This window comes from Stenotrophomonas sp. (assembly GCF_050737075.1).
Classification (GTDB): domain Bacteria; phylum Pseudomonadota; class Gammaproteobacteria; order Xanthomonadales; family Xanthomonadaceae; genus Stenotrophomonas.
Map to the genome: position 1 here is coordinate 1 of NZ_JBOHXV010000093.1, position 16,721 is coordinate 16,721.

Genomic DNA, 16,721 nt, shown 5'->3' on the forward strand with positions numbered 1-16,721 from the left:
GGCCCACGCAGGGATCGCATCGTTCATGAGGGCCGGCCAACGGCCGGCGCTACCCCGCCAAGGCCTGCTCATGTACGCCTGCGACGGCGCGACCAGAGGGATCAGCCATGGCGGCGAAGCTGGCGTCCCAGGCGATCGCCGCCGGCGAGGAACAGGCGATCGACTTGCCGCCCGGCACCGTTTCGGCCGCCGCCTGGGTGGGGAAGAACTGCTCGAACACGTGGCGGTAGTAGTAGGCCTCCTTGGTCTGCGGCGGGTTGTGCACGAAACGCTTGTCCGCCGCGGCCATCACCCGGTCGCTGATCTGGGCCTCGGCGTGTGCCTTCAGGCCGTCGATCCAGCCGTAGCCCACCCCGTCGCTGAACTGCTCCTTCTGCCGCCACAGGATCGATTCGGGCAGGTAGCCGTCGAACGCCTCGCGCAGCACCGCCTTCTCGATCCGGCGCGCACCGTTGGGCCCCTGCCCGACCATCTTGTGGCGCGCATCGATGCGCATGGCGACATCGAGGAATTCGCGATCCAGGAACGGCACGCGCGGCTCCACGCCCCAGGCCATCATCGACTTGTTGGCGCGCAGGCAGTCGTAGTTGTTGAGCGCATCGAGCTTGCGCACCAGCTCTTCATGGAACTCGCGCGCGTTGGGCGCCTTGTGGAAGTACAGGTAGCCGCCGAAGATCTCGTCGCTGCCCTCGCCCGACAGCACCATCTTCACGCCCATCGCCTTGATCCGCCGTGCCAGCAGGAACATCGGCGTCGACGCGCGGATGGTGGTGACGTCGTAGGTTTCCACGTGGCGGATCACTTCCGGCAGCGCGTCCAGGCCTTCCTCGAAGGTGTATTCGAACCCGTGGTGCACGGTGCCCAGCGCCTCGGCGGCGACGGCGGCCGCAGCCAGGTCGGGCGAACCCTTCAGGCCGATCGCGAAGGAATGCAGCCGCGGCCACCAGGCCTCGCTCTGGTCGCCATCCTCGATCCGGTGCCGGGCGTAGCGCGCGGCCACGGCGGCGACCAGCGAAGAATCCAGGCCACCGGAGAGCAGCACGCCGTACGGCACGTCGGTCATCAACTGGCGGTGCACGGCGCGCTCGAACGCCTCACGCAGGGCGGCCCGGTCGGCCTCCACGCCTTCGACCGCGTCGTAGTCGCGCCACGGACGCGCGTAGTAACGGGTCAGCGTGTCGGTGGCGCTGTCGTACCAGTGGCCCGGCGGGAACTGTGCGGCGTCGGCGCAGATGTCCACGATCGACTTCAGCTCGGACGCCACCACCAGGCGGCCGTGCGCGTCGTGCCCCCAGTACAGCGGCACCACGCCGATCGGATCGCGTGCGATCAGCACCCGCTGCTGGTCGCGGTCCCACAGCGCGAAGGCGAAGATGCCGTTGAGGCGGTTGAGGAACGAGGCCGGGGTGTCCTGCCGGTACAGGGCGTTGATCACTTCGCAGTCCGAACCGGTCTGGAAGGCGTACGGTTCGGCCAGTTCGGCCTTGAGTTCGCGATGGTTGTAGATCTCGCCGTTGACCGCCAGCGCCAGGCCGCCGTCCTCGGACAGCAGCGGCTGAGAGCCACCGGCCGGGTCCACGATGGCCAGCCGCTCGTGGACCAGGATCGCGCCGGCGTCGACATACACGCCGCTCCAGTCCGGTCCACGGTGGCGTTGGCGCTGCGACAGCTCCAGCGCGTGGCGGCGCAGCGCCGGGAGGTCATCGCCGGCCTGCAGGCCGAACATTCCAAAGATCGAACACATGGGAACCGCTCCTGATGATGGGGGAATACACGTAACGCAGGCATTCAACCGGCCACCCACAAAAAAACCCGCATCGGCCGATGCGGGTTTTCTGGGGTCCGGGCGTATGTTGCTTGTTCTAGCCCTGGTCGCAGTCCCGCATTGGCCGCGCACGATTATTCGCGCGCAGATTAGTGCGGTTGGTGTTGTTGACGGCGGTGGCCAGGAGCGAGGACATGGATCCGACCGTACCGGGGTTTTGGGTGCAGTGCAACAGTTGCTGTCGCAACTTCCGGGCCCTGCCGACCCGCGGCCCGCGGGCTGTACACACATTCCGGGTGCGGACAAGACTGCTTCGATGCACCGCGATCCACGACAATGGCCCGCATGAACATGACCGTCTTCCGCGATGAAACGATTGGCCGCGAACGCATGCAGGCGATTGTCGCCGCGCATCCACGCACGGCCACGTTCATCACCTGCACCTTCGACGCCGGCGATTTTTCGCGGCTGGACATGGACGGGTTCCAGTTCGAGCAGTGCTCGCTGGCCGGTGCCAGCTGGCTGGCCGCGTCGCTGGAAGAAACCCAGTGGACGAAATGCCGGGGTGGCCACTGCGATTTCAGCTCGGCCCTGCTCAGCGACGCGCGCTTCTCGCACTGCGATCTCAACAACAGCCACTGGCGCCGCGCGACACTGTCGTCGGTGCGCTTCGAGGACTGCAAGCTGACCGGTGCGCACCTGCAGGAGGTGACCGGCTGGGCGCTGGAATTCCGCGACTGCCTGCTGGTCAGCGCCGACCTGCGCGGCCTGTCGTTCCGCAAGGCGCAGCTGGAGGGCATGGATTTTTCAGACGCCGAACTCTCCGGCTGCGACTTCCGCGACGCGGTGTTCGAGGGCGGCAGCCTGCGCAATGCGCAGACGCGGCTGACGCGTTTTGAAGGGGCGGACCTGCGTGGCACCGATATCAGCGGGCTGAACGTGATGGACAGCAAGCACTTCAAAAAGGCGGTGATTTCGCAGCAGCAGGCGGCCGCGGCATTGGCCGCGTTCGGGTTGATTGTGGGGTAGGTACCGACCGTTGGTCGGTACGCCCTCAGGCCAGCAGTCGCTCGATCAGCCGCTGGTAAAGCGCCGGCAGGCGCTCCAGATCCGCCACGCGCACGTTCTCGTCCACCTGGTGGATGCTGGCATTCACCGGCCCCACTTCGATGCACTGCGCACCCAGCGGCGCGATGAAGCGCGCGTCGGACGTGCCGCCGCCGGTGCTTTCTTCCGGTGGCGCACCCGCGAATTCACCCAGCACCTCGCGCGCAACGCGGCGCAGCGTGCCTTCGGGCGTATAGAACGGCTCGCCGCTACGATGCCACTTCAGCGTGTACTGAAGCGCATGACGGTCCAGCAGCGCGGCGATTTCCTGCTCCAGCACCGGTGCGCTCCAATGCGGGTTGTAGCGCAGATTGAACAGCACCTGCAGCTCACCCGGGATCACATTGTTGGCACCCGTGCCGGCGTGGATGTTGGACACCTGCAGGCTGGTCGGCGGGAAACTCTCGTAGCCGTCGTCCCACTCCCGGGCGGTCAGTTCGGCCAGGGCCGCCGCCGCCAGGTGGATCGGATTGCGCGCCTTGTCCGGGTACGCAACATGCCCCTGCACGCCCTTCACCGTCAGCGTGGCCGAGAGGCTGCCGCGGCGACCGACGCGCAGCAGATCACCCAGCACGGCAGTGGACGACGGCTCACCGGTGATGCACCAGTCGATGGCCTGACCGCGCGTGCGGAAGAGCTCGGCCACGCGACGCACCCCATCGATCGCATCGCCCTCCTCGTCGCTGGTCAGCAGCACCGCCAGCGTGCCCGGATGGTCCGGATGGGCGGCGACGAACTGCTCGGCTGCCACCACGAAGGCGGCCACGCTGCCCTTCATGTCGGCCGCGCCGCGCCCGTACAGCACGCCGTCGCGGATCTGCGGATCGAACGGATCGCTGGTCCAGTCCGAGACCGGCCCGGCCGGCACCACGTCGGTGTGGCCGAGCAGCACCAGCACCGGCGAACCGCTGCCATGCGTGGCCCACAGGTTGTCGACCTCGCCCAGCCGCAGGTGCTCGCAATCGAAGCCCGCGCGCGCCAGCCGCGCGGCCAACAGCGCTTGGCAGCCGGCGTCCTCGGGGGTTACCGAGGCGCGTGCGATCAGGTCGCAGGTCAAGGCCACGACGTCGTTCACGCGCCTACTCCGAACCGCTGCTTGAAGCCGTTGTCCGAAAAGCCTTGGGTCATCACGCCGTCGGCGCTGACCACCACCGGGCGCTTGATCAGCTGCGGGTACTCGCGCAGCAGCAGCTTCCATTCCGCCGCCGAGTCGGCGGCCTTGCGGTTCTCGGGCAGCTGCCGCCACGTGGTCGAGGAACGGTTGATCAGCGCGGGGAAACCACCGGCCTGCTCCGCCCAGGCGACCAGCGTCTCCGGCGACGGCGTGTGCTCGCGATAGTCGACGAAGGTGTACGGCACCTGGAAACGGTCCAGCCACTTGGTGGCCTTCTTGCAGGTGTCGCAGTTCTTCAATCCGTACAGGGTGGTGGTCATGGCGCGCTCCGCACAACGTCGATCAGGAAAGACCGCCGAAGCATGTCACAACAGCCGTTCGGACACGACCCGGAACGGTACCTGCGGCACCCGGAAACAGAACGCCTCGGCCAGGTCGACGCCCATCGCCGCGAGGTGCGGGCAGGTCACCGGCGCCTGCAGTTGCAGCGGTTGTACGTCCGCCAGCGCGATCGGCAGATCGATATGGGTGAGCGCCAGCCGGCCATCCGGTGCGACCGCGAAGGCAGCGTCCTGGCAGGCCAGGAACGCCATCGCCTGCGCGGCGTCGGTGAACGCGCCGGCACCCCATGCGTCCGGCCACGCCTGCGCCGCACGCACCTGCGCCCGCAGCGCGGGCGCGCTGCCCTGCCCCGGTTCGATCACGGTGAGGCCGCCCGTCGCGTCCACCACGTGTTCGAAACGCGCGGCCAGATGCGGCTGCATCGCATCACTGCACAGCCTGGCGCCGACCGCGTGCAGCACGGTGTCGATGACGTTTCGATCAAACAGAACCTTCGGCGTGACCAGCCCGGCGGGCGCGTCGTCCGGCACCACATACCAGCGCCAGTTGCTCTGCAGCGGCGACGGAAACACACGCCGCAACGGTCCCGCCACTGCGGGGCCGAAATGGCCGTGGCGGTAGGTCAGCACGGTGTAGGGCGTGCGCCCGCCATGCACGAACGGGCGATGGCCTGGGGGCGGCGGCGGTGCGTGGCGCACGTCCACCCACCAGCTCAGGTACACCACCTCGCATACATCGCTGATCAACGCCGGCACCGGCAGCACGCGGGTCAGCGCGCGGCGCGCGGCGGTCAGGTGGGTGCAGCCCAACAGGCGCTGCAACGCGCGTCCCGGCCACCCCGCGACGGGGTGCCGGTAGCGCGCTGCCTGCGCCAATGCGGGCAGCGGCGGGCTCAGTCGGCCAGGCCGCGCAGCAGCTCGTTGACGCTGGTCTTGCTGCGCGTCTTGGCATCCACCTGCTTGACGATCACCGCACAGTACAGCGAGTGCGAACCGTCCTTGGACGGCAGCTGGCCGGAGACCACCACGCTGTACGGCGGCACCGAGCCATAGCTGATCTCGCCGGTGGCGCGGTTGTAGACGCGGGTGCTCTGGCCGAGGAACACGCCCATGCCGATCACGCTGTGGTGGCCGACCACGAAGCCTTCCACCACTTCCGAACGCGCGCCGATGAAGCAATGGTCTTCGATGATGGTGGGGCTGGCCTGCAGCGGCTCCAGCACGCCGCCGATGCCGGCGCCGCCGGAAAGATGGCAATGCTTGCCGATCTGCGCGCACGAACCCACCGTGGCCCAGGTGTCGACCATGGTGCCCTCGCCCACGTAGGCGCCGATGTTGGTGAAGCTCGGCATCAGCACCACGTCCTTGCCGAAGTAGCTGCCGCGGCGCGCGATCGCGCCGGGCACCACGCGCACGCCGGCGCGGCGGAACTTGGCCTCATCGAAGCCGGCGAAGCGCGACTCGACCTTGTCCCAGAACGGCGCGGGACGTGCGTCGACCACGGCCATGTCGTTGACGCGGAAGTACAGCAGCACCGCCTTCTTCAGCCACTCGTTGACCTTCCAGCCACCATGGCCGTCAGGCTCGGCGACGCGGAATTCGCCGGTCTCCAGGCCGTCGATGACGCGGCCGACCAGCGGCTTGGTCGAGCCTTCGATCTCATGCAGGGTCAGCGTGGCGCGGCGCTCGAAGGCGCTTTCGATGCCGAACTTGAGTTCTTCCACGCCCGGGATGGCCGGCTTGCGCAGCGACTTGCGCGCGATGTTCTCGGCGCGCTTGGTGGCCGTTTCGGCCGCACTGCTGGCAGCGGTCTTCTTGACCGGCGCCTTCTTCACCGCCGGTGCGGCTTTCTTCGCAGCGGTCTTCTTCACGGCCGGGGCAGCGGCAACGGTCTTCTTGGCCGCCGCGGTCTTGGCGGCAGTCTTCTTGGCGGGCTTGGTAGCCATCAGTGGGGGTCTCCGGCGTTTCGATCAGGGTCCAGGCAGGCCAGCATGGCGTCACGCAGCTGCTGCCTGGCGGTTTCGGTCAGGGGGCGGTCGTGTTCATCGCTGATCACGAACATGTCTTCGGCGCGTTCGCCGAACGTGGCAATGCGCGCGTCATGCACGCGCAGGCCCTGGTTGCGCAGCACGAAGGCGACGTCGGCCAGCAGCCCGGGGCGGTCGGGGGCCACCAGGCTGAAGCGCGTGCCGCCCGTGTCGTTGTCATTGGCATCGCGGAACTCGATCCGCGGAGCGAAACGGAAATGCCGCAGCTGGCGCGGAATCACCCGCCGCGATGGACGCAGGCGGGTCAGGTCGCCGGCCAGCGCCTCACGCAGGGCCGCTTCCAGGCGTGGCGCATCGCCATCGGCGAAGCTGTCGGCCGGCGTCACTTCGAAGGTATCGAAAATGGTCTCGACCGGCCCGTCCAGCACACGCGCGCGGTGGATGCCGTAACCCTTGCGGTCCAGCGTCATCACGATCGCAGCGAACAGGCCGTCGCGGTCGGGCGAATGCACGAACACTTCCAGCGCATCGTCTTCCGCGCTGATCCGGCGCACCTTGACCAGGGTCTGGCCCTGCTTCACCGGCACCAGCGCGGCGGCCTGCCAGGCCAGCTGTTCGGGGCGCAGGCGGATGAAACTCTCGTCCGGCATCACGGTGAACTGGCGGTCGATGGTGGCATCGTCATAGCCCCGTTCGCGCACCAGCGCACGCACCGATTCGCGCGCTTCCAGCACGCGCTCTGCGGCCGGCATCTGGTTTTCCAGGCCGTCGCGCAGCGCGCGGCGCGCGGCGAAATAAAGGTCGGCCAGCAGCCGGTCCTTCCAGGCGTTCCACAGCTTCGGGCTGGTCCCGGCGATGTCGGCACAGGTCAGCAGATAGAGATAATCGAGCCGGTCGCGGCTGGCCACCAGGGTGCCGAAGCGCTGAATCACGTCCGGGTCGGAGATGTCCTGCTTCTGCGCGGTCACCGACATGCGCAGGTGCTGTTCGACCAGCCACGCCACCAGCTCGGTGTCCGAACTGCCCAGCGCATGCGCCTGGCAGAATTCGCGCGCATCGACGGCACCCAGTTCGGAATGATCGCCGCCACGGCCCTTGGCGATGTCATGGAACAGCCCGGCCAACAGCAGCAGTTCGGGCTTGCGCAGGCGCGGCCACACTTCATGCGCGATCGAGAAACGTTCGTCGGCGCGGCTGCTGGCGAACAGGCCGATGTTGCGCAGGACCATCAGCGTGTGCTGGTCCACGGTGTACACATGGAACAGATCGAACTGCATGCGCCCGGACACCTGTGCGAACGCCGGAATCCACTGGCCCAGCACGCCCAGGCGGGCCATGCGCGCCAGCGTGTCGACCGCGCGCGGGCTGCGCAGCAACGCCATGAACTGCTCGCGCGCCGCGGCACTGGCGTCGCTGTACGCCGGGAGCTCGGCCAGCGCTTCAGCCAGCGCGCGGGCGGTGAGCGAATGCAGGCCGCGCACATCGGGGTTGTAGGCCCAGCTGGAGAACAGCGCGAACACCTGCTCGATATCGCCCTGCGGCCACTGCGGATCATTCGCCGCCAGGTAACCCCGGCGCAGCGAGAAGCCCACGCTCACCGGTTCGGGCACGGCCTCGCCATCGAACTGTTCTTCAAACCGCTGCAGCAGCCGGTCGCTGATCCGCCGCACCACGGTGGCGCTGCGGTAGAACCCCTGCATCATCTTCTCGACGGCCAGACTCTCCACGTCGTCGGCAAAACCGAGCCGCGCCGCCAGGGTCTTCTGGTAGTCGAACCGCAGCCGTTCTTCCGGCCGGTTGGCCACCAGGTGCAGGCCGAAGCGCAGCTGCGCCAGCGCACAGCGTTCGCGGCGCAGCGCGGCGGCCTCGTCCGGGCCCAGGTGGCCCAGCCCGACCAGTGCTTCCAGTTCGCGCACGCCAAACGCGCGCAGGGCCATCCAGCCCAGGGTATTGAGGTCGCGCAGCCCGCCCGGGCCGTCCTTGATGTCCGGCTCCAGGTTGTCGGCGGTGTCGCCGAAGCGCTGGTGGCGGGCCAACAGTTCGTCGCGCTTGGCCAGGAAGAACTCGCGCGGCGGCCACAGGCCGTCGCTGTTGACCGCCTGCTTCAGTGCCTGCCGCGCGGCCTCGTCGGCCACCAGCGGGCGCGATTCGATCAATGCGGTGAGCACGGTCTGGTCGGCGCTGGCCTGCACGCATTCCTGCGCCGAGCGCACCGCATGGCTGACCGGCAGGCCGCAATCCCACAGCAGGGCGAACAAGCGGGCCAGTGCGGCCTCATGGGCACGCTGCGCCGTGCTCGCGCCGAGCACGAGCAGGTCGATGTCCGAACGCGGGAACAGTTCGCCGCGTCCATAACCACCCACCGCGAACAACGCCAGGCCGACGTCGGCCGGTACGCAGCGCTGCCAGGCGAGGCGGATCAGGTGGTCGGCCGCGCGGGCGCGCAACGCCAGCAACCGCTCGATGTTGTCGCCCTGGTCGAAGCGGCGATACAGCCGCGCATCGGCCTGCTGCAGGGTCTGGCGCGCCTGCGCCGCCCACTCGGGGTCGGCGACGGCGTCGGCCGGCGCGTCCATCATCGGGCTCGCCGGCAACATGCTCAGACCTGCGATTCGCCGGGCGACAGGGTCAGCACATCCACGCCGGTCTCGGTGACCGCGATCATGTGTTCCCACTGTGCCGACAGCTTGCGGTCCTTGGTGACCACGGTCCAGCCATCGGGCAGCACCTTGTTGTAGCGGGTGCCCTCGTTGATCATCGGCTCGATGGTGAAGGTCATGCCCGGCTGCAGCACCAGGCCCTGGCCCGGACGCCCGTAATGCACCACCTGCGGCTCATCGTGGTAGACCTTGCCGATGCCATGGCCGCAGTACTCGCGCACCACGCTGAAGCGCTCGCCTTCGGCCAGCGACTGGATGGCATGGCCGATGTCGCCCAGCGTGGCACCCGGCTTGACCGCACGAATGCCGGCCCACATCGCCTGGTAGGTGGTGTCGACCAGGCGGCGGGCCATCGTCGACGGCGTGCCGGCGTAGTACATGCGGCTGGTGTCGCCGTGCCAACCGTCCTTGATCACGGTGACATCGATGTTGACGATGTCGCCCTCCTTCAGGACCTTGGCTTCACTCGGAATGCCGTGGCAGATGACGTTGTTGACCGACGTGCACACCGTTTTCGGGAAGCCGCGGTAGCCGACGTTGGCCGGCGTGGCCTTCTGCACATTGATGATGTGGTCGTGGCAGATGCGGTCCAGCTCTTCGGTCGTCACGCCCGGCTTGACGTACGGGGTGACGATGTCGAGCACTTCGCTGGCCAGACGGCCGGCGATGCGCATCAGTTCGATTTCCTGGGGAGTTTTCAGATTCACGCTCATGGCGCCCATTATCGCCGATCCGGAGCCATTCTGAACGGGAATGGCTGGAACGCTGACAGCCCAGGTTCGGACCGGTGGCGGCCCGGAGCGGCCCCGGGACCCGTGGCGTGAACGCAAAAAGTGTGAAAACCGGCCACTTTTCGTCACACCCCCCCTACAACCACGCTCTTATAACGGGATCAGCACCTCCGGGCGCCCTCCCCCTGCAGTACGGCGGCATCGATTCGTTCATCCAGGACCTCGTCCAAGGAGAAAACCCATGCGATCCCTGCAACCCCTGCTGTTCAGCCTCGGCCTCGTGGCCGTTTCCGCACCGGCCCTGGCGGCCGACACCACGACCTTCAACGTCAAGATCATCATCACCAAGGCGTGCACGATCACGGCCGCGGCGGCGACCGACGTCGATTTCGGTTCGGCCCTGTCCACCGCCACCACCCCGTCCAATGCCCAGGGCTCGGTCACCGCGCAGTGCTCGGCGCTGACGCCATACACCATTTCGCTCAATGCCGGCTCCAACGCGGGCACGGCCAACGACGTGACCACCCGGCGGATGATCAATACCAACGCGGCGATCACCACCAACAATTTCGTCGGATACCAACTGTATTCCAATGCCGGGCACACCACCGTATGGGGTGCCACCGCCGGCACCAATACCGTTGCCGGTACCGGCAACGGGCTGGCCCAGGCGTATCCGATCTACGGTCAGGTGGCCAACCCCAGCGTGAACAACGCCGCCACCGGTAACTACCAGGACACGGTCACCGCGACCATCTCGTACTGAGGCCGCCATGTCAGCTCTCGAACCGGGGCGCCTTCGGCGCTCCATGGTGGCGCTTTGCGCGTGCGCCCTGGCATGGGTCGCCGGCGCTGGGGGCGTGCAGGCGGCCAGCCTGCAGGTGGCCCCCACCTCGCTGCAGCTCACGTCGCGCCAGAACGCCGAGGCACTGTGGATCAGCAACACCGGCACCGCCCCGGTAAACGTGCAGGCGCGGGTATACCGCTGGACCCAGCGCGATGGCCGCGACACGTTGGACCCGACCAATGATCTGGTGGTGAGCCCGCCGATGCAGTCCCTCGCGGCCGGGCAGCAGCAGTTGATCCGGGTGGTCCGCGCGCACCCCGACCCGCCGACGACCCAGCTGGCCTATCGCGTCATCGTCGATGAAGTCCCGACCCTGGACCCCACACGGCAGGGCATGCAGTTCGTGCTGCGCTATTCGCTGCCGGTGTTCATCCAACCCGAGGGCGTCGCGGCGCCAACGCCCGACCTGCAGGCACGCGTGCTGCCGCAGGCCGACGGCACGCTGGTGCTGGAGGTCCACAACCGCGGCGGCGGCCACGCCCAGCTGGCCGACCTGGCGGTCGGCACGCCGCAGCAGCCGCAGATCTTCCAACCCGGGCTGGTGGGCTACGTACTCGGCGGCCAGACCATGCGCTGGCCGCTGGACATCACTGCCGCCCGCATGGCCGGGGCGACGCTTTCGGCAAAGATCAATGGCGCGTCGGATCCCACGCCACTGTCCCCGACGCCACCGGCTCGCTGAGGCCTGCGTGCGCATCGCGCTGGCGACGGGCGTGGTTTCGTCGGGTCTTGCCCCCGCTGCGCGTGCCGCCGGGGAAACCGCCGAAGGCGCGGCCGACATCGGGGCCAGTGGCGCGTCGGGTGAGGCGATGCTGCCCTCGCCCACGCCGCTGACGGCGCCACAGACGCTGTACCTGGAGGTCACCCTCAATGGCAGCCCGCGCGGGCTGCTGCCGTTCACCGAACTGGCCGGTGAGCTGCGCGCCGATCCGGCGGTACTGCGCCAACTGGGCTTCAGTGCGCGCGGCGAGGCGCCGGTACCGCTGGAGCAGATCGGCGGCGTGGTGATGCGCTACGACGCCTCGCTGCAGACCCTCGCCCTGGAAGTACCCCTGTCACAGCTGAGCCTGCCCACCACCGAACTCGGCCCGGACGCCGTCACCACGCCGGCGGCGAGCGCCTCGCCGGGCGCGCTGCTCAACTACGACGTGTACGCCAGCCACAACCAGGACGTCGGCAACCTGGCCCTTACCACCGAGTGGCGGGTGTTCGGCATCGGCCGCGGCGTCCTGCAGAGCAGCCAGCTGCTGCGCACTTTCCAGGACGGGGTCGGCGACGGCTGGCGCGGCGAGAGCGTGCGCCTGGACAGCCGCTGGCAGCTGGACTTCCCCGACAGCGCGGTCACCCTCACCGTCGGCGATTTCTTCAGCGGCTTCGTCGACTGGAGCCGGCCGGTGCGCATGGGCGGCGTCCAGGTCGGGCGCAACTATGGCCTGCAGCCCTACCGGGTGCTGACCCCCACCCCCAGCTTCCTCGGCGAGGCCGTGGTGCCGTCCAGCGTCGAGCTGTATGTGGACGGCCTGCGCCAGTACAACGGCGAGGTGCCGGTGGGCCCGTTCCAGCTGGCGGCACAACCCGGCATCAGCGGCACCGGCAATGCGCAGGTGGTGATCACCGATGCATTCGGGCGCATGCAGACGCTGGACTTCGCCTTCTACGGCACCCAGCAGCTGCTGGCCCAGGGTTTGTCGGACTGGTCAATCGGGGCCGGCCGCATGCGTCGCGACTACGGCATCCGCTCGTTTTCCTACGACAGCGCCACGGTGGGCAGCGGCACCTGGCGCTACGGCGCCAGCAACCGCTTCACGGCCGAGCTGCATGCCGAAGGCGGCGGCGGGGTGGCGACCGCCGGCGCCGGCGGGTGGCTGCTGCTGGGCCAGGCCGGCGTACTCAACGCGTCCTACGCGCACAGCCGGCGCGATGGACGCGACGGCGGCCAATGGGCGCTGGGCTACAGCTGGAACAACCGGGTATTCAACGTCAATGCGGCGACCCGGCGCACCCACGGGGATTACCAGGACCTGGGCAGCCTGCAGGGGGCACTGCCGCCAGACGTGATCGACCAGCTCACGGTCGGCGCCAGCCTGGGACGCGGCGGTTCGCTCAGCGCGAGCTATGTGCGGCTGTCCTACCCCGACGGCGACGACACCCGATATGCCAGCCTGTTCTGGAACCGCACCTTCTCCGAGCGCTTTTCCGCCTACGTATCCGCCAACCAGAACCTGTCGGACAGCCGCGACCGCAGCGTCTACCTGTCGCTGTCGGTGAACCTGGGGAACAACCGGCAGGGCAGCGTGTCGGCGCAGCGCAACGGCGACCGCAACCTGTACGCCGTGGACGTGTCGCAGCCGGTGCCCGGCGATGGCAGCCAGGGCGGGGTTGGCTGGCGCGTCCAGGCGCGGCACGGCGACGACGGCACCGGCGGGCTGGCCGAGCTGGGCTGGCTGAACCGGGTGGGCCGCTACTCGCTGGGGGTGGCCCGCCAGGGCGACACCGACTTCGCCTATGCCAACGCCAGCGGCAGCGTGGTCTGGATGGGCGGCCGCCTGTTCGCGGCGCGCGAAGTGCCCGACGCGTTCGCGGTGGTGTCCACCGATGGCTTCGGCGGCATTCCGGTGCGGCTGGAAAACCGGCCGATCGGGGTCACCAACGACAAGGGCCTGCTGCTGGTGACGCCACTGCTGTCCTGGCAGCGCAACCGGCTGTCGATCGACACCCTCGACCTGCCCGCCGACATGCGTGCCGATCGGGTCGATACCTGGGTCACGCCGCGGCAGAGTGCCGGGTTGGGGGTGGACTTCGGTCTGCGCCGGACCCGCGCCACCACCGTGGTGCTGCACGATGCGCGGGACCGCCCGCTGGCGGCAGGCAGCCAGGTGCAACTGCCCGACGGCCGCCGCGCCACGGTGGGCTACGACGGCGAAGCCTATCTGGAAGACCTGCCGGCCCGGACCCCGCTGCAGGTCGAGACCACGCAGGGCCGGTGCCGGGTCACGCTGAGCATGGACTATGCCAACGGCAGCGCGCCGGCCCGGGTGGGTCCGCTGCGCTGCCTGCCGGATCCGGCGCGATGAGCCTGCGCGCGTGGCTACCCTGGATGCTGCTGGTGGCGCTGGGCGTTGCCGGCGCCGCGCGTGCCGATACCACGTGCACCACCACCACCCCGGTCACCCTGGCATTCGGCAACATCACCAATGCCGCCGGCACTCCCACCACCAGCACGACCACCTTCAAGATCACCTGCAGCACCGCCGGGCTCAGCCTGCTGGCCACGGCCTCGGTGCGCGCCTGCGTGGGACTGGGTACCGGCAGCACCGGCGCAACGCTGTCGCCGCTGCGCCAGATGACCAACGGCACCGGCGATCCGATGGGCTACCAGCTGTATACATCGGCAGCGATGAGCACGATCTGGGGCCTGACGCCGGGTGCCAGCCCCGCGGCCCTGGTCGTTGATCTCAACTACTCCGTGCCCCTGCTGGGCGGTAGCGGCGAAGCCACGGTGGTGATCTACGGCCGGGTACCGGCGTTGCAGACGCTGTCGTCCGGCGGCTACAGCAGCGCCTTCAGCCTGGCCAATGTGCGCCTGGAATACGCGTTCAACGAGGTGCTGCTGGGCACCGCCACCGCGCCGCCGCTGTGCACCAGCCTCAGCGGCGTCAGTGGCCACAAAGTCGCCACCGGCGGCTTCCCGTTCACGGTCACCGCCAACGTGCTGCCCCAGTGCAGCACCTATGTCACCACCGACATGGACTTCGGCAGCAACGCCGGCGCGATTGCGGCCAACATCGACCGCACCTCGACCATCGGACTCACCTGCCTCAACCGCACCGCCTACAGCATCGCGCTGGACAACGGCCTGTACGCCTCCGGCACGACAAGGCGCATGCAGCACACCACCAACCCGGCGTGGTTCATTCCCTACGAGCTCTACAGCGACAGCAACCGCAGCCAGCGCTGGGGCAGCACGACCAATGTCGACGTGGTCGCCGGCACGGGGAACGGCGGCGCCCAGCAGATCACCGTGTACGGCCGTGCGCCGGCCAGCGTGGGTCCGGTGGCCGCCGGCAGCTACAACGACCAGATCAAGGTGACGATCACTTACTGAGTGGCACTCAAGTCCGGCGTCGGCAGGTCGATATCGCCAGCGACCCCTCGCAGCCGATCCGGATGAACCGACGCACCCGAGTTCGCCTCGCCCTGAGCGCCGCCCTGCTGTGCTGCCTGCCGACGGCCCTGGCCGACCCGGCCGCGCCGCTGCGCGTGCACCTCCAGATCGTCGACGCCTGCGCGCTGGACGCCGCGGACGCGGCTGCGGGCTGCGCGGTGGCGCACCAGCGCAGCGATGACGACACCCCCGCCGCACCGCAGGTGCAGGCCCTCACCCCAGCCCCGGACGGCGACGATGACGACGCGCGCCCATGGCTCACCCTCACGTTCTGACCCCCGTCTGGGCGCTGCTGGCGCTGCTGCTGTCTTGGCCGGTTGAGGCGCTGGAGGTCTCACCGCTGCGGGTCACCCTCGCGCCCGGCCAGCCCGATGGCGAGCTGTGGCTGTACAACGAGGCGGCACGCCCCTGGAGCGGGCAGGCCCGGCTGTATCACTGGGACCAGACCCACGCGGCTGAAGTGCTGGTGCCCGCGCAGGACGTGGCCCTGAGCCCGACCATGCTGACCCTGGCCGCACACGCGCGCCAGCGCGTGCGGGTGGTCCGGCTCGGTCCCGCGCCAGCCACCGAACAGGGGTACCGGCTGGTCATCCGCGCCGGCGCCGACAGCCCGCCGCTGCAGGTATCGCTGCCGGTGTTCATTTCCGGGCCGGAGCCTGCGGCCGCGCCCGCCCTGACCGTGCAGGTGCATGCCGAGGCCGACACCGCCACGCTGGAGCTCTACAATGCCGGCCGCAGCCACGCGCGCCTGGCCGACCTGGTGTTCATCGACGCCGAGGGCCGCGAGCGCCCGATCCTGCCCGACCTGGCCGGTTACGTGCTGGCCCAGCGCTCGCGCCGCTGGCCCCTGCCCGGGCCGGCCGCGGCCTACGCCGGCGGCCACTTCAGCGCCCGGCTGGGCGAGGCGGCGCGGCAGCCGCTGGCCAGCCCGACCCCGCCAATTGCACCACTGGCCCTGCCCGGGCTATAATCGACCGGATTTCTTCGCGCCTTGGCGCAGGAAACCCGTCAACACCGGACGTCACCGGTGAATCCACACCTGCCGCCCATATCCGTGCCGGGGTGCTCCGCGAGGAGTTCGGACACGGAAGCGACAGGGAAGCCAAACCCCGGAACCACCCGCCTCACGGCGGACCGCCCAACTATTACCCGTGGCGGCCGGTTCCCTATCAGGAGTAGTGCAATGCCCCAGGTCACCATGCGTCAGATGCTGGAAGCCGGCGTCCATTTCGGCCACCAGACCCGTTACTGGAACCCCAAGATGGGCCAGTACATCTTCGGCGCCCGCGGCAAGATCCACATCATCAACCTGGAAAAGACCGTTCCGCTCTTCAATGACGCGATGAACTTCATTTCCAGCATTGCCCAGAAGCGCGGCACCATCCTGTTCCTGGGCACCAAGCGCAGCGCCCGCGAATCGATCCGTGAGGAAGCCGAGCGTTGCGGCATGCCGTTCATGAACCAGCGTTGGCTGGGCGGCACGCTGACCAACTTCCGCACCGTGAAGCAGTCGGTTGCCCGCCTGAAGGAACTGGAAGCCGGCGAAACCGACGGTTCGTTCGAGAAGCTGGTCAAGCACGAAGTGCTGGGCCTGCGTCGCGAGCGTGACAAGCTGGAAGCCTCGCTGGGCGGCATCAAGGACATGAACCGTCTGCCGGACGCGATCTTCGTCATCGATATCGGCCACGAAGACATCGCCATCAAGGAAGCCAAGAAGCTCGGCATCCCGGTGATCGCCGTGGTGGATACCAACTACAACCCGGAACTGGTCGACTACGCGATCCCGGGCAACGACGACGCCATCCGCGCCGTGCAGCTGTACGCCCGCGCTGCCGCCGACGCCGTGCTGGAAGGCAAGGCTGCCGCTCCGCACGCCGCCACCGTCCGTGAAGAAGACTTCGCCGAAGCTGCGGCTGGCGAAGAAGCCAAGCCGGCTCGCCGCGCTCCGGCCAAGAAGGCTGCTGCCGACAAGGCTGGCGAAGCCCAGGCCTGATCCAGGCCCG

Annotated in this window: 15 protein-coding genes; 8 read left to right on the forward strand and 7 right to left on the reverse strand. The window is 68.7% G+C overall.

Annotation, left to right across the window (positions count from 1 at the left end; genetic code table 11):
- Positions 1-49 precede the first annotated feature (49 nt).
- Positions 50-1,744 carry an asparagine synthase B gene (asnB, locus tag ACREPD_RS18065; protein ID WP_431600602.1) on the reverse strand — a complete coding sequence of 565 codons (1,695 nt, stop codon included), beginning with the start codon at positions 1,742-1,744 and terminating at the stop codon, positions 50-52.
- 366 nt (positions 1,745-2,110) lie between these two features.
- Between asnB and ACREPD_RS18070 the strand changes: the two genes are divergently transcribed.
- The gene (locus ACREPD_RS18070; RefSeq protein ID WP_431600603.1) at positions 2,111-2,794 is read left to right on the forward strand and encodes a pentapeptide repeat-containing protein; all 684 of its coding nucleotides are present in this window, start codon (positions 2,111-2,113) and stop codon (positions 2,792-2,794) included.
- Positions 2,795-2,819: 25 nt separating this feature from the next.
- On the opposite strand, the gene dapE is transcribed toward ACREPD_RS18070, so the two are convergent.
- The 6 genes from dapE to map are packed head-to-tail and all read right to left on the reverse strand — an operon-like array spanning position 2,820 to position 9,688.
- Positions 2,820-3,947 (reverse strand): succinyl-diaminopimelate desuccinylase, encoded by a 1,128-nt coding sequence (dapE, locus tag ACREPD_RS18075; protein ID WP_431600604.1) that lies wholly within the window; start codon positions 3,945-3,947, stop codon positions 2,820-2,822.
- Positions 3,944-4,306 (reverse strand): arsenate reductase, encoded by a 363-nt coding sequence (locus tag ACREPD_RS18080; protein WP_431600605.1) that lies wholly within the window; start codon positions 4,304-4,306, stop codon positions 3,944-3,946. Before ACREPD_RS18080 ends, dapE begins: the two co-directional genes overlap by 4 nt.
- Before the next feature lie 45 nt (positions 4,307-4,351).
- Positions 4,352-5,224: a hypothetical protein gene (locus tag ACREPD_RS18085; protein WP_431600613.1), complete on the reverse strand. Its 873-nt coding sequence runs from the start codon at positions 5,222-5,224 to the stop codon at positions 4,352-4,354.
- A complete protein-coding gene (gene dapD / locus ACREPD_RS18090; RefSeq protein WP_431600606.1) occupies positions 5,221-6,273 on the reverse strand; it encodes a 2,3,4,5-tetrahydropyridine-2,6-dicarboxylate N-succinyltransferase in 1,053 nt (350 codons plus the stop codon). The genes ACREPD_RS18085 and dapD overlap by 4 nt, the downstream gene beginning before the upstream one ends.
- Positions 6,273-8,894 carry a [protein-PII] uridylyltransferase gene (locus ACREPD_RS18095; protein ID WP_431600614.1) on the reverse strand — a complete coding sequence of 874 codons (2,622 nt, stop codon included), beginning with the start codon at positions 8,892-8,894 and terminating at the stop codon, positions 6,273-6,275. The genes dapD and ACREPD_RS18095 overlap by 1 nt, the downstream gene beginning before the upstream one ends.
- 20 nt (positions 8,895-8,914) lie before the next feature.
- On the reverse strand, positions 8,915-9,688 hold the full coding sequence (gene map, locus ACREPD_RS18100; protein ID WP_421570354.1) for a type I methionyl aminopeptidase: 774 nt from the start codon (positions 9,686-9,688) through the stop codon (positions 8,915-8,917).
- Positions 9,689-9,947: 259 nt separating this feature from the next.
- On the opposite strand from map, the gene ACREPD_RS18105 reads away from it, so the two are divergent.
- The 7 genes from ACREPD_RS18105 (at position 9,948) to rpsB (ending at position 16,711) form a co-directional block, all read left to right on the forward strand.
- Entirely contained in the window at positions 9,948-10,472 is a 525-nt protein-coding gene (locus ACREPD_RS18105) for a Csu type fimbrial protein (RefSeq protein ID WP_431600607.1), read from the forward strand.
- A 7-nt stretch (positions 10,473-10,479) separates the two neighbouring features.
- Positions 10,480-11,235, forward strand: coding sequence for a fimbrial biogenesis chaperone (locus tag ACREPD_RS18110; RefSeq protein WP_431600608.1), 756 nt, complete (start codon positions 10,480-10,482; stop codon positions 11,233-11,235).
- On the forward strand, positions 11,186-13,627 hold the full coding sequence (locus ACREPD_RS18115) for a fimbria/pilus outer membrane usher protein (RefSeq protein WP_431600609.1): 2,442 nt from the start codon (positions 11,186-11,188) through the stop codon (positions 13,625-13,627). Before ACREPD_RS18110 ends, ACREPD_RS18115 begins: the two co-directional genes overlap by 50 nt.
- 2 nt (positions 13,628-13,629) lie before the next feature.
- Positions 13,630-14,658 (forward strand): Csu type fimbrial protein, encoded by a 1,029-nt coding sequence (locus ACREPD_RS18120; RefSeq protein WP_431600615.1) that lies wholly within the window; start codon positions 13,630-13,632, stop codon positions 14,656-14,658.
- Between the two features lie 62 nt (positions 14,659-14,720).
- Entirely contained in the window at positions 14,721-14,993 is a 273-nt protein-coding gene (locus ACREPD_RS18125; protein WP_431600610.1) for a hypothetical protein, read from the forward strand.
- A complete protein-coding gene (locus tag ACREPD_RS18130; protein WP_431600611.1) occupies positions 14,972-15,688 on the forward strand; it encodes a fimbrial biogenesis chaperone in 717 nt (238 codons plus the stop codon). The genes ACREPD_RS18125 and ACREPD_RS18130 overlap by 22 nt, the downstream gene beginning before the upstream one ends.
- 213 nt (positions 15,689-15,901) lie before the next feature.
- Positions 15,902-16,711 (forward strand): 30S ribosomal protein S2, encoded by an 810-nt coding sequence (rpsB, locus tag ACREPD_RS18135; protein WP_431600612.1) that lies wholly within the window; start codon positions 15,902-15,904, stop codon positions 16,709-16,711.
- Positions 16,712-16,721 lie beyond the last annotated feature (10 nt).

What these genes read in the sequence shown, in the direction of transcription:
- ACREPD_RS18130 (WP_431600611.1), top strand. Translation starts at nt 14,972, where the DNA reads ATGGCTCACCCTCACGTTCTGACCCCCGTCTGGGCGCTGCTGGCGCTG.
- ACREPD_RS18070 (WP_431600603.1), top strand. Translation starts at nt 2,111, where the DNA reads ATGAACATGACCGTCTTCCGCGATGAAACGATTGGCCGCGAACGCATG.
- ACREPD_RS18080 (WP_431600605.1), bottom strand. Translation starts at nt 4,306, where the DNA reads ATGACCACCACCCTGTACGGATTGAAGAACTGCGACACCTGCAAGAAG.
- rpsB (WP_431600612.1), top strand. Translation starts at nt 15,902, where the DNA reads ATGCCCCAGGTCACCATGCGTCAGATGCTGGAAGCCGGCGTCCATTTC.
- asnB (WP_431600602.1), bottom strand. Translation starts at nt 1,744, where the DNA reads ATGTGTTCGATCTTTGGAATGTTCGGCCTGCAGGCCGGCGATGACCTC.
- map (WP_421570354.1), bottom strand. Translation starts at nt 9,688, where the DNA reads ATGAGCGTGAATCTGAAAACTCCCCAGGAAATCGAACTGATGCGCATC.
- ACREPD_RS18115 (WP_431600609.1), top strand. Translation starts at nt 11,186, where the DNA reads ATGGCGCGTCGGATCCCACGCCACTGTCCCCGACGCCACCGGCTCGCT.
- ACREPD_RS18110 (WP_431600608.1), top strand. Translation starts at nt 10,480, where the DNA reads ATGTCAGCTCTCGAACCGGGGCGCCTTCGGCGCTCCATGGTGGCGCTT.
- ACREPD_RS18105 (WP_431600607.1), top strand. Translation starts at nt 9,948, where the DNA reads ATGCGATCCCTGCAACCCCTGCTGTTCAGCCTCGGCCTCGTGGCCGTT.
- dapD (WP_431600606.1), bottom strand. Translation starts at nt 6,273, where the DNA reads ATGGCTACCAAGCCCGCCAAGAAGACTGCCGCCAAGACCGCGGCGGCC.
- ACREPD_RS18095 (WP_431600614.1), bottom strand. Translation starts at nt 8,894, where the DNA reads ATGATGGACGCGCCGGCCGACGCCGTCGCCGACCCCGAGTGGGCGGCG.
- ACREPD_RS18125 (WP_431600610.1), top strand. Translation starts at nt 14,721, where the DNA reads ATGAACCGACGCACCCGAGTTCGCCTCGCCCTGAGCGCCGCCCTGCTG.